Raw genomic sequence first — 12,815 nt, forward strand, 5'->3', positions numbered from 1 at the left:
GTATATCACATTATCCGCAATATTTCAACTGCCCTCAAAGTCAAGCCCTTTTAATCTGTGTAGTACTACAATAATTGTACCACATTGCAAAGTAAAATACTTGAAATGACATACGGAATATGGTATAATAGCACTATCTAAAAAACTATCGGAGGAAAATTATATGGGATTATTTGATAAACTTCGTGAACCTGTGGTACTAAAAGAGGACAGCAGTGCGAAAAAACAACTTGAGCAGCTGGACTTTTATTCAAAGCTTGCACCTGAAAGTGTCAAGGAACAAATAGAACAGGACAAAAAACTTGTTTACTATGGCATAAAAGGCGAAGAGGCATTGATGTTTGAGCTGAAAAACAGTCATATGCCTATGTATATTCTTCACGATATTTTCTTTGAAGAAAATGGACTTACAACGCAGATAGACTATATAGTAATCACACGAAAAGTGATACTGATAATTGAGTGCAAAAACCTCTATGGAAATATTACTGTTAATAATCAGGGAGATTTCACCAGAACCATTCAATTTGGAAAACGCTATCATAAAGAAGGTATATATAGCCCTATAACTCAAAATCAGCGCCATTTGGATATGATAAAAGAAAAGCGTCGAAACACTAAAGGCTTACTCACCAAGGCTATTTTTGAACATTATTTTGACGATACATATAAGTCAGTAGTTGTTTTAGCTAATCCAAAAACCATAATTGACATGAAGTATGCACCTAAGGATATAAAATCCAAGATAGTTAAAGTTGACGGACTTAACAGCTATATAAAAAGACTGAATGACGAAAGCCGAAACGAAAATATGTCAGATAAGCAAATGAAAGAATTGGCTGATTTCTTTCTGCAAAGCAACATTCCAAATACTACTGACTATACTGCCAAATATCAGCTTGAAGTCAATGAGGAAAAAACAGTTACTGTAAAGGAAGAGCCAATTCAAAACACATATTTTGACAGCATTGAAAATTCACCTGTATATAAAGCATTAAAAGACTATCGCTACAAACAAAGTGTTAAGGAAAAAATCAAGCCATATTTCATTTTTAATAATGCTCAGCTTGAAGAGATAATAAAAACTAATCCTCAAACTTTAGAAGAACTAAAATCAATAAAAGGCTTTGGTGATGCCAAATGCCTAAAATACGGTAAAGACATTCTAACGATATTGGGAGATTATTGATATAACAATAACTAACTTCAGATATATCCACCGATACAGCCCCCCTGTATCGGTATTTTTCTGTCAGAGAAACCTACCTCTCCCCTATTTTATTGACATTTCCACCTCAATGTGCTATCAAAAAAAAGAATGAGTTAGTCACAGCTATCTCAATAACACCGCAGGAGGAAGGAAAATGGATATGAATGAAAAACCAAAGCTTCTTAAAAAGATAAAGCCTGTGAGCAATATTTCAAACAAGATAGTAGTAATGGAAAAATAACTTTGACTTCCCACCCCCGCCATGCTATAATGATAAATAAAGAGGTGACCCCACATGACCAATAAAGCATACTACCACCTGCCGGGGCTTTTCGAGTTTTATGACCTTTACGCCGCTTTCCTTCCCATATTCCGTGACCATAGAGATTATTTCTATGACTGGTGCGAAATAGGCTCTGTCTATGGCGCACCTGCCGACTGTATATGGGGCGGCGGACGGGCAGGCTTCGGCGAACATTCTCCACGAGAAGTCCTCGACCTTATGAAAGAATATAACATCTCCTCACGGCTGACCTTCAGCAATTCCCTGCTAAGAGAAGAACACCTTTCAGACAAAAAGTGCAACGAGCTTTGCAGGCTGTTTTCCCAAAGCCCGCTTCCACAAAACGGCGTGATAATATGCTCCGACCTGCTTCTTTCATATCTGAAAGAGAATTATCCCCACCTCTATTTTGTGTCCTCTACCACAAAAGTCCTCACCGAGTTTTCTCAGCTTGTAAACGAGCTTGACCGTGACGATTTTTCCTATGTAGTCCCCGACTTTCGCCTAAACAAAGCCCTGGATAAACTCTCCGATCTCACCACTGAGCAGAAAAACAAAGTGGAGTTTCTTTGCAACGAATGCTGTTATATAGGCTGTGCAGACCGAAAAAACTGCTATGAAAACGTCAGCCGCAAAAATCTCGGCGAAAACTGTCCCGACCATGTTTGCAAAGCACCCAATGCCTCAGAGGGCTACCGCTTTTCAAAAGCCATGGAAAGCCCCGCCTTTATCGGCATAGAGAATATCAAAAACACCTATCTCCCAATGGGCTTTTCAAACTTCAAGATAGAGGGCAGAAGCCTTGGAAGCGCCTTGATACTTGAATTTCTGCTCTACTATATGACAAGACCCGAACATCAGCTAAAGGTCAGAGAGCAAATTTATCTCGACAGTATGCTGGATCTGTTCTAACTATTCTTCACATTGCATATCTCCCATATCACAAGAAATATGTCACAAAGCTCATGTTACCCATGGCTTACTTGGAAACAAAAATCAAAATAAGTGTAAACAATGCCACTTTTTTGTTGAAACAGCCATTATAATATAGTATAATAACACAGTGCTTTGTCACAAAAAAGTTATAGGAGAATTTACATGAAGAAAATTATCGACATATTTCTGCGTTCTTTGCTCACAGGCGTGGCGATAGCCATAGGCGGAACAGTCTATCTGTCCTGCCCTAACAAATATCTGGGAGCGTTTCTTTTCGGCATAGGACTGTTTGTGATACTGTCTTTCGGCTTTAATCTCTTCACAGGAAAAGTCGGATATGCAGTGGAAAACAAACCCTCTTATCTCGGTGAGCTTGGCATAATATGGCTCGGCAATTTTGCAGGAGCCGTCCTCTCCGCCCTGCTTATTACCCAAACACGCATATCCACCATAAGCGACAAAGCCACAGAGCTTTGCAATATAAAGCTTGGGGATAATATCACAAGCGTTTTTATCCTATCATTTTTCTGCGGAATACTTATGTTCGTTGCCGCAGACGGCTATAAAACTATCCAAAACCCTGTGGGACAGATACTTGCAATATTTCTCCCCGTTGTGGTCTTTATCCTCAGCGGCTTTGAACACTGCGTCGCTAATATGTATTTCTTTACCATAGCAAACTTATGGAGCATTAAAGCCTTTGGCTACCTTATTATAATGTCCCTTGGCAACTCCATTGGCGGAATACTTATCCCCCTTCTGCGAAAAGGCTTTGTATCAAAAGCATGATGCCTAATTTTATAAGCTTATGTAACACATAAAAAAAGATACCGCAGTTCAAAAAGAACTGCGGTAAAAAAATGACTTCTGCTCTCAGGAACACAGTAAAGGGGGTATTATGAAAAAAACAAATAAAACAAAGGAGTAAATAGTAAACATAAGATAACAAATAAAACACAATTTAAACAATTTAGAAGGAGTGTGCAGAAGTCATAAGGCAATACCGCACAAGGCACGCCTGTCGGCTTTGTACGCAATCTGCTTGCAGATTTTCCGCCATATCGCACCAAAGCTCTCAAGCTGGTTTACCAGCTTTGAATACGCTAGTATTCCTGCGTCGCTTTAGCACAATCTGACGAAAAATCTGACGGCGCATCTTGCGCACAATCCTTGTGCGGTATTGCCTTGATTCGTTCCTGATGTATGTATTATAACACACTAAAAACCATTTGTGGTAACTTTTTTTGGACAGTTGCGACTTTTTTCAAAAAAAAATCTGCACTCCGAAAACCCTACAGCTTTCAGAGTGCAGATTTATCTTTTTCTGTAGAGGCGAAAAGCGTTTGCCCCTTTCCACGTCTATCTGAATTGTCGCCTGTCTATCAAATAATATCCGCCCTGCGTTTACCTATCTGTGCAAGCTCTTTGCGCCGTATGATAAAGTAAGCCACTGTTACCGCAGTGCCTGTTATCACCCAGGAAACAGGGTAAACTATCATGAGCATAAGATAGCTTCTGTGAGCCGCATAAATCGTGTTCACCCACACAAGCCTGAACACGCAGGTGCCAAGCACAGTTATGACCGCAGGTGTCATAGAGTGACCCATTCCCCTAAGACAGCCGCCCGATATTTCGTAAACGCCCGTAAGAAGCTCCAGCAGGCAAACTGACCACATTCTTATCATTGCGTAGTGTATAACGTTCTCGTCCGTTGAGAAGATCTGTATAAAAAGGTGTCTGCCAATAAGGAATATCAGACTCAGCCCAAGACAGCTTGCAAGCCCGATAAAGGTGCAAAGCCTGTATATCTTTTTACAGCGTTCCTTATCCTGAGCCGCAAAATTCTGACTTGTAAAGGTGGTCGCAGTCTGAGCGAAAGCGTTTATCACAAAATATGCCATGAACTCAAAATTCTGTTCCGCTGTGCTTCCGGCGATACCGTCTGAACCGAAGCTGTTTATCGCCGCCTGTATCACAACGTTTGACAGCGAGAAAACCATGCTCTGCAAACCAGCCGGCAAGCCTATCTTTATGATACCGAGAAGATATTTCCAGCGTATCCTGAGCTTTCTGAAATCAAGTCTTAGCATTTCCTCCTCGTGGGTAAGAAAGTAAAGTATCATGCAGGCACTGAAAAAGTTTGATATAACAGTTGCCGTTGCAACGCCTGCCACGCCCATTTTGAACACGATCACGAACACAAGGTTCAGAATAACATTTATAACGCCTGCGGTGATAAGAGCGTAAAGAGGTCGGGTGCTGTCGCCCTTGCTCCTAAGCACTGCCGAACCGAAATCGTATATCTCGATAAAAGGCATTGCAAAGAAGAATATCCTGAGATACAGCGTTGCAAGCTTTAAAACATCGTCAGGCACATTCATCATGCCAAGGAGTATCGGTGCAAGTATCTCGCCTACACCCAGTATGATAAATCCGCTTATGACCGCCAAAAGCACCACCGTATGTACAGCCTCGTTTGCCTTATCTTTTCTCCCCTGACCTATAAGCCTGGCCACCACGACATTTGCACCGACAGAAAGCCCCAGAAAAAGGCTTACAATAAGGTTCACCAATGAAGAATTGCTTCCAACCGCCGCCATGGCTTTGTCGCTGTCAAATCTGCCCACCACCGCAAGGTCAGCGGAGTTAAAAAGCTGCTGCAAAATACTTGACAATGCAAGGGGCAGTGCAAAAATAACGATCTTGCCCACAAGCGGGCCGTTTAACATATCTATTTTCTTATTTTTCATAACAGATCTTCTCTCATCTTTCAACTAACTATTTCTCACACCTAATATTATATCACACCATCAAAGCTATTTCAATACTCGAATTTGCACATAAGCACACACAGAGATGTGTAAAAATCTAAACATTACGACCATTTGTACAATTTTTTGAACTCTTTGCCTGTTGACAAAGGCATGAAATGGTGTTATAATAATATTCCACGGGAGGTGAGCAGTATGGCGATAGACAAAAAAGGCACAAAGCAGATTGCCGACAACCGAAAGGCACGTCACGATTATTTCGTGCTTGAGCAGATAGAGTGCGGTATCGAGCTTGTGGGAACAGAGGTCAAGTCTATAAGGAACGGCGGCGTCAATCTGAAAGACAGTTGGTGTTCTATCGAGGACGGAGAGATGTGGGTCAAGGGTATGCACATATCCCCTTATGAACACGGCAATATTTTCAACCGTGATCCACGCCGTGAGAGAAAGCTGCTGCTCCACAAACGTGAGATACTGAGGCTGTTCGGAAAGGTACAGCAGGAGGGTCTTACGCTTATCCCGATGTCGCTATATTTCAAAGGCAGCAGAGTCAAGCTTGCACTTGGGCTTTGCAAAGGTAAAAAGCTTTATGACAAGCGTGACGACATGGCAAAGAAAGCCGCACAGCGTGACATAGAGCGTGCCATGAAAGAGCGAAACTAACCTGGGGGTGTAAAGGTTTCGACGGGGGTTTTGAAGCACGATAAGCGAGTAGAGGAGCGCACACTCTTTAAACGGCGTACGTTTTAAAATTAGACGACAACGATAATTTTGAATTAGCTGCTGCTTAAGTCAGCGCTCGTCTTGCCTTAGAGTACCACGGCTTTGGTAAAGGCGTCGATCAGTGGTGAACGTTACAAAGCGATGGCTGTAGCCTTGTGATGTATCACAGCCTACCAAACACACAGGCGTGTCTGTTTGCCTTTGTGCAAGGGAACGGGAGTTTTCCGCAATAACAGAATACACTCGTAGAAGTTCGTGGGGATAGGCTTTTGGACAGGAGTTCGATTCTCCTCACCTCCACCAGCAGGGGCGTGCCCCTGCACCCAATTCCGCTTTACTTTATGTAAGGCGGTTTTTTTATTGCCGCTCATCAATTTTATCTAAAACCCAACCATTGTTTCGCCGTGGCGGACATTTCCCGTCAAGTTTTTTTGTAAACACACAAAGTCACCGCTGTGATAATTTGTGTGTCACTTTTACAAATTCAGGGACTTGCCCCTGCACCCGATCCGCTTTACTTTATGTAGGGCGGTTTTTTATTGCCGCTCATGGATCATTATTTATAAACCCAACTTTGTTATTTCACCATGGCAGACGCTGATATAATAAAAAAGAGTGCATTACCATCACGAATAATGCACTCTTATATTTTACCCTATTTCTCCTCCAGCCCGCTGAGCGAAAGCCTGCTCTCCATTTTCTGAACAGTCTTGCTCTCCTGCTTTGCGATCTTTGCTTCAAACCAGAAGGTCGAGCCTTTGCCCTCCTCCGATTGAACGCCGTATGCAAAGCCGTGGGCTTTGAGTATCTCCTGACAAATGGAAAGTCCAAGTCCTGTGCCTACCACGTCACGCTTTACCTTTGCGTCACGGTAGTATCTGTCAAATATCTTAGGCAGAAGCTCCTTAGAAATGCCCTTTCCGTTGTCTGTTACTTCAATACGAACCACATCAGCCTTGTTTATCTGCTTGATACGAATGACCTTGTTGTCACCTGTGTAGTTTATAGCATTGTTTATAAAGTTGTAAATGACCTGATCCAGCTTTGCGATATCCGCCGTTATCACTCTGTCCTCGTCTGGTATATACTTGATATCATAACCATTTTGCTCAATAAGGAGCTGATACCTCGTCATGCAGTCATTGAGCTTGTCAACTATAGAGAAGTCCGTGAGTTTAAGCTCCGCATTGCCCGACTCCAGCTTTGAAAGCTCCAGCAGATTATTTACCAGACTTGAAAGCCTGTCAGCCTCGTCGATAATGACTTGGATATGCTCCTGCCTCTTCACAGGATTATCCCCCGACAAGTCCCTTATCATTTCCGCATAAGCCTTTACCATAGTGAGCGGTGTTCTCAGGTCGTGAGATATGTTCGCAATAAGGTCTTTCCTAAGCTCCGATACCTTTTGTATCTCGTCCTTGGCATTGTTAAGCACCGTGGAAAGCTCCTCTATCTCACAATAGCCATGACCATTGAACTCCACCGTATAATCCCCTTCACCGAATTTCTTCGCCGTGTTCGTAATGTCAACGATAGGCTTTGAAAGTCGCTTTGAGATATACATAGTTACAATAAAAGCAAGCTCAAAAAGTATGATAGTGATATAAATGAGCTGTTCTCTTATAATGCTTACAGTGGAATCTATAGGCTCTATTGAGCTTTCAATGAAAAGATACGCCTGCTTATCCGAATCATCAGTGTAGATAGACGTGCAGTAAAATATCTCCTTGCTCTTGAAATTCTCATTCTGAGCAATTTTCGTGATGTAGTTATCGTCCGACTGCTTTAGCTTAGATATCATCTTGAAAAGTCCGATGCCATAGCCCTTGTTTATGATCTTGTTAAGATGCGAATATGCTCCCATGTTGTTTTCCATCACAATAGGATTGCCCATTTCGTCCGTTATAACAATGCAAAGGCTGTTGTCAAAAGCCAGCGAGCGGTTCGTTACCTCCTGCTGGTCAGTGCCATATGCTTGGATTATCTGATTTGCAGCGTCTGTAATATCTCTTATCTTCGCCGACTGATAATATCTTTCCAAGAAAAAATACTGAAAAAGCCAAATAAGAATAAGAATAAAAGCCGTGAAGAAGATAAAATACATCCACACATATGACCGCAGACTTCTTTTCGCCTTTATCTCCGCTGTCTTATTGCTGACTTTTTCCTTGACTTCTGCAAGCTTACTGGATCTTTTCAAACTTATATCCCATTCCTCTCAGAGTAACAATAAGATTGCGGTATTTTCCCAGGCTGTTTCTCAGCATTTTTATGTGAGTGTCCACAGTTCTGTCGTCACCGTAAAAATCAAAGCCCCATACCTCTTCAAGAAGCTTCTCTCTTGAAAGCGCAATGTTCATGTTCTTCACCAGATAGAAAAGCAGGTCATACTCTTTCGGAGTCATGGAAACCTTCTCCCCGTCTATCTTTACCTCACGGGCTGTAAAGTTTATCTCTAATCCCTCGTATCTTATAACGTCCTCAGTGCGCTGAGAAGCTGACGCACGGTTAAGCACCGCCCTTATCCTTGCCATAAGCTCCTTTGGCGAGAACGGTTTTACTACATAATCGTCAACGCCTATCTCAAAGCCGAAAAGCTTGTCATACTCCTCGCCCCTTGCGGAAAGCATTATAACAGGTATCTGCTTTATTTTTCTTATCTCCTTGCAAGCTGAATAGCCGTCAAGCTTCGGCATCATAACGTCCATTATGATGATATCGAAATCCTGATTTTTCACCATTTCCACAGCCTGCATACCGTCCTCAGCCTGAGCTACTTCATATCCCTCAAACTCGGCATACTCTTTGATTATCTCTCTTATTTTAATCTCGTCATCGACTACAAGAATTTTTGCCATAAGTATTCCTCCCTATTCAGGCAACACCGCACAAGGACCGCCTATTGGCTTTGCACGCAATCCTTTTGTGTTGCTACCTTAATTCATATTCTTTGCTTATATAATAACCTATTATTGTGTAAAATTTGTGACGGTTTATAGAATATTCTAAGCCATACCGCACCAATTCACAAGAAAACTACTGCCCGCCAACCAAAATGGTATGACGGGCAGAGCTTATATAGGAATTTGTTATGGAAATGTCAGAAAATCAGCAATGTCCCATCATAATGAGAGCCATAAGACAAAAACCTGTTACGATACAACTCATTGCACCCATGATGTTGTCAATTTTTTCTGCTGTAAGCTTTTTCATAGTGATTACCTCCTTGGGGTATAAAATAAACTATTCTGTTCTCAGTGCGATAACAGGGTCTTTCTTTGCCGCCACTCTTGACGGGAACAGACCTGCGATAAGCGTCAGGCAAACGCTTATTGCAATGAGTATAACTGCCGCACTGACAGGTATTGAAGCTCTTATCGGCACGTCTGTAAGATGTGCGATTATCATGTTTATCGGTATTGTGAGCAGATAGGAGATAATTATTCCCAATGCACCTGCCACAAATCCCACGATAACTGTTTCGGCATTGAACACTCTTGATATATCCCTCTTTGAAGCACCTATACTTCTCAGAATACCTATCTCCTTTGTTCTTTCCAAAACTGAGATGTAGGTTATAATGCCTATCATGATAGATGATACGACAAGTGAAATTGCAACGAACGCAATAAGAACGTAGCTGATAGCGTTTATTATAGAGGTGATAGAACTCATCATAAGACCCACATAGTCAGTGTATTCTATCTTGTCCTCTTCGCCGACACTGTCGTTGTAATCGTCGATAATATCTATTATCTTTTCCTTTGAAGCAAAGTCCACAGGATAGATATTTATGCTGTCAGGATCTTCAACAACTGAATAGCCAAGAGTTTTCATGTTGTTGTCATAGTTTGAAGTGGAATATTTTCCGCTGTTTGCAAGCTGATCCGCATTTGTGTCGGACTGTTCTTTGAGCATTTGCTTCATAAGCTCCATTTGCTCGTCAGAAAGTGAAGCTATATACTTCTTCTGAGTTTCGGTAAGCGATGACATATCACCGCCCTGAATTGCTGACATATCCATTGAACCCATGGCATTCATGCCCATATCTGCAAGCTCGCCTGTATCGGAAGCACCGCTCTGCTCCATAAGAGCCTTATACTGCTCCTCGGTCATTCCCTCAGGTATCTCCATAGAGCTGTCGCCGCCTGCCACCAAACCAGCCTTCTTATCTGTGTCGGAGTTGTCTGCTGTTTTGTCAGCCTTGCTTTCTGTATCGGCTGTGCTGTCGGAAACGGTTTCTGAACTGCTGTCTGTATCTGCCACATTCTCGTCCGTTTTGAACTTAAGTCCTGTGAAAACATCTATGTCAGGGTTTGCTATCTGCTCTTTTACTATTTCGCTGTTATCTACTTCGTCGATAAGATATGTCATAAGGTCATGACGATAGCCTATCGCACCGCTTATGGAAGCAGAAGAAGCGTCCTCGTCAGGTCGCAGGATACCGACTACACTTATTTCTGTGCCGTTTGCAACAGCCTTTTTCATATAGCTCTCATCGCCTGTCATATCTTCCCACACACCGTCTTTTTTCTTATAGAAATCAGGTGTAGGAACGACCTTGAATTTCAGGTCAAGAAGCTCATCATAGGTGTAAACGTGCTGTTCGCTGTCAACGGATATATCCTCTCCTGCCATGGCACGTCTTACTATGCCGTTAAGTGAGCTTGGGTCGAGAAGTCCGAGAGAATAAAGCACATAGTCGTTTATCTCGTTGTTCTTATCGACTACAAGCACAACTTCGTTATACTTTTCAGGCAAACGTCCTGCGATAACGTCATACTGCTTGTCGATAAGCTCCTCATTATCTATCATTTCGCTCCATACGTCAGTACCCATGCCCATCATGCCACCCATTGAGCCACTCATGGACATTGCTTCCATCTGAGTTGAGGACATATATCCCATATCTTCAAGAAGCGTTGACGGATTGACCTGCATTACACCGCTGTCGCTCTCCGTGAAAACGTTAAGTGTAGTGGCGTATGTGTACTGAACGTCGCTTGTAAGGTCTTTCAGGTCGCTGTTATCGTCAAGATATTTCTTGAACTTCTCCAGATTGTTGACCTTTGTTTCTTCCATGAGAGTGTTTATCATCTCGCCCATGGCATTCTGAGAATAGACCTTGTCTTTATCGTGGTTTGCTGAATCCTCATGGTTTTTCGCCATGGTGTTCATTATCTCGCCTATACTTGCGGTGGTCTTTGTTATCTGAAGCGGATAGCTTGAAAGTGTATCAGACTGCACCTGATCTATATAAAGCTGAACGCCGTTTGAGATAGAAAGAATAAGTGCGATACCGATTATACCAATAGAGCCTGCAAAAGAGGTAAGAAGCGTTCTTGCCTTTTTTGTCATAAGATTGTTTCGGCTCAAAGACAGTGCAGTAAGGAAGCTCATGGAAGTTTTAAGCTTTTTGCGCTCTTTCTTCGCTGCCTTTTTGTCAGCCTTAGTAGGCTCTTTTTCAGGCTTTTTGATAGGCTCAACAACATTCTTGTCAAGAGGGTCGGAATCGTCTATGACCTTTCCGTCAAGAAGTTTTATTATTCTTGAAGAATATTTCATTGCAAGCTCAGGATTGTGCGTTACCATTATAATAAGCTTGTCCTTTGAAATGCTCTTCAAAAGCTCCATTATCTGCACGCTTGTTTCAGTATCAAGCGCACCCGTAGGTTCGTCTGCAAGCAGAATGTCAGGCTCATTCACAAGCGCTCTTGCAATGGCAACTCTCTGCATCTGACCGCCCGACATCTGATTAGGCTTTTTGTGGAGCTGGTCGCCAAGACCCACCTGCTCGAGAGCCTTGACGGCTCTTTCACGTCTTTCTGACTTTGAAACACCTGAGAGGGTCAAAGCAAGCTCAACGTTTGAAAGCACTGTCTGGTGGGGTATAAGGTTATAGCTCTGGAACACGAAGCCTATGGAATGGTTTCTGTAGGAATCCCAGTCGCAATCCTTAAAATCCTTGGTAGATTTGCCGTTAATGTTAAGGTCACCGCTGGTATATCTGTCAAGGCCGCCGATAATGTTCAAAAGAGTGGTTTTACCGCAGCCTGACGGGCCGAGGATAGAAACGAACTCATTCTCACGAAAATCAATGCTGACGCCTTTAAGGGCAGAAACGGTGGAATCACCAACGACATAATCTTTTTTTATGTCCTTTAAACTAAGCATATATTTTCTCCTATTTTTGTTATTGTAAAGATATTATAATAGGGTTTTATAAACTCAGTTTAAACATAACACAGTTTTGGGTAAAAAAATTGTCGGAGGGGGGATTTAAGTGAGGAGTGAGGAATGAGGAATGAGCATAGCAGACCAAAGTAAATTGCAAGCATAAAGTAAAAATAAAGCACCGAGCGAAGCGAGAGATAAAGCGCACGCTCAAGCCCGGCGCTAGAGGGCTTGTGGGGTCTAGGGGCAAAGCCCCTAGCGGAGTATGAGGCAGAGCCTCATTCGGCGCAAGCCGACAAGGTGCAGATTGTATTATCAAAAGCAGATAGAAATAGGCTATCAGATGAAAGTGATATCGGAGTATAAAATCTGCACCGCCTTTCTATCCCTAAGCGCAATGTAGATACGCAAAGAGCGGAGCGATTTTGCGGAGGAATAAACTATCCCAAATATCTGTAGGGGCGAACAGCGTTCGCCTGTGTTCAGAATTTGTTATAATTTCAGAATTGTAGGGGAGCGGCGCAATTTCTGCTTTGCAGAAATCCGACGTCCCGACCCCCTCGCACGTCTTTGTACATCTGCATGACTTTATGGTAAATTCAAACCTCGTCACTTCGAGCGGGCTGTCGCATTTCTGTGAGCTTGCGAACAGAAATTTCGCCAAGCCCCTACAAGCGTGATAGGATAGTTTTTTGTTCTGTCCTACAATGGTTGTAAT

Annotated in this window: 8 protein-coding genes and 1 other RNA gene; 5 read left to right on the forward strand and 4 right to left on the reverse strand. The window is 42.5% G+C overall.

Annotated features, from left to right (window positions below):
• Window positions 1-163 precede the first annotated feature (163 nt).
• From WS40_RS03510 to WS40_RS03520, 3 genes are all read left to right on the forward strand, one after another.
• Window positions 164-1,189 carry an NERD domain-containing protein gene (locus WS40_RS03510; protein ID WP_046440229.1) on the forward strand — a complete coding sequence of 342 codons (1,026 nt, stop codon included), beginning with the start codon at window positions 164-166 and terminating at the stop codon, window positions 1,187-1,189.
• Between the two features lie 316 nt (window positions 1,190-1,505).
• Window positions 1,506-2,405, forward strand: coding sequence for a hypothetical protein (locus WS40_RS03515; protein WP_046440232.1), 900 nt, complete (start codon window positions 1,506-1,508; stop codon window positions 2,403-2,405).
• 186 nt (window positions 2,406-2,591) lie between these two features.
• Window positions 2,592-3,218 (forward strand): formate/nitrite transporter family protein, encoded by a 627-nt coding sequence (locus tag WS40_RS03520; protein ID WP_046440234.1) that lies wholly within the window; start codon window positions 2,592-2,594, stop codon window positions 3,216-3,218.
• Between the two features lie 593 nt (window positions 3,219-3,811).
• Here the strand turns inward: WS40_RS03520 and WS40_RS03525 are convergent.
• Window positions 3,812-5,179 carry an MATE family efflux transporter gene (locus WS40_RS03525; protein WP_325208393.1) on the reverse strand — a complete coding sequence of 456 codons (1,368 nt, stop codon included), beginning with the start codon at window positions 5,177-5,179 and terminating at the stop codon, window positions 3,812-3,814.
• A gap of 216 nt (window positions 5,180-5,395) precedes the next feature.
• On the opposite strand from WS40_RS03525, the gene smpB reads away from it, so the two are divergent.
• Window positions 5,396-5,863 carry an SsrA-binding protein SmpB gene (smpB, locus tag WS40_RS03530; RefSeq protein ID WP_022286588.1) on the forward strand — a complete coding sequence of 156 codons (468 nt, stop codon included), beginning with the start codon at window positions 5,396-5,398 and terminating at the stop codon, window positions 5,861-5,863.
• A 3-nt stretch (window positions 5,864-5,866) separates the two neighbouring features.
• Window positions 5,867-6,226, forward strand: a transfer-messenger RNA (tmRNA) gene (gene ssrA, locus WS40_RS11375).
• Window positions 6,227-6,578: 352 nt separating this feature from the next.
• On the opposite strand, the gene WS40_RS03535 is transcribed toward ssrA, so the two are convergent.
• The 3 genes from WS40_RS03535 to WS40_RS03545 form a co-directional block, all read right to left on the reverse strand.
• Entirely contained in the window at window positions 6,579-8,123 is a 1,545-nt protein-coding gene (locus tag WS40_RS03535) for a sensor histidine kinase (protein ID WP_046440237.1), read from the reverse strand.
• Entirely contained in the window at window positions 8,107-8,781 is a 675-nt protein-coding gene (locus WS40_RS03540) for a response regulator transcription factor (RefSeq protein WP_022286586.1), read from the reverse strand. The genes WS40_RS03535 and WS40_RS03540 overlap by 17 nt, the downstream gene beginning before the upstream one ends.
• A gap of 385 nt (window positions 8,782-9,166) precedes the next feature.
• Complete coding sequence (locus tag WS40_RS03545) at window positions 9,167-12,097, reverse strand: ABC transporter ATP-binding protein/permease (protein ID WP_046440239.1); 2,931 nt, start codon at window positions 12,095-12,097, stop codon at window positions 9,167-9,169.
• Window positions 12,098-12,815: the final 718 nt, after the last annotated feature.

This window comes from Ruminococcus sp. N15.MGS-57 (genome assembly GCF_000980385.1).
Taxonomy (GTDB): domain Bacteria; phylum Bacillota; class Clostridia; order Oscillospirales; family Ruminococcaceae; genus Hominimerdicola; species Hominimerdicola aceti.

Excerpts from the sequence above, each read along its gene's own strand:
- WS40_RS03525 (WP_325208393.1), bottom strand. The coding sequence starts at position 5,179 with ATGAAAAATAAGAAAATAGATATGTTAAACGGCCCGCTTGTGGGCAAG.
- WS40_RS03540 (WP_022286586.1), bottom strand. The coding sequence starts at position 8,781 with ATGGCAAAAATTCTTGTAGTCGATGACGAGATTAAAATAAGAGAGATA.
- WS40_RS03520 (WP_046440234.1), top strand. The coding sequence starts at position 2,592 with ATGAAGAAAATTATCGACATATTTCTGCGTTCTTTGCTCACAGGCGTG.
- WS40_RS03515 (WP_046440232.1), top strand. The coding sequence starts at position 1,506 with ATGACCAATAAAGCATACTACCACCTGCCGGGGCTTTTCGAGTTTTAT.
- WS40_RS03545 (WP_046440239.1), bottom strand. The coding sequence starts at position 12,097 with ATGCTTAGTTTAAAGGACATAAAAAAAGATTATGTCGTTGGTGATTCC.
- WS40_RS03510 (WP_046440229.1), top strand. The coding sequence starts at position 164 with ATGGGATTATTTGATAAACTTCGTGAACCTGTGGTACTAAAAGAGGAC.
- smpB (WP_022286588.1), top strand. The coding sequence starts at position 5,396 with ATGGCGATAGACAAAAAAGGCACAAAGCAGATTGCCGACAACCGAAAG.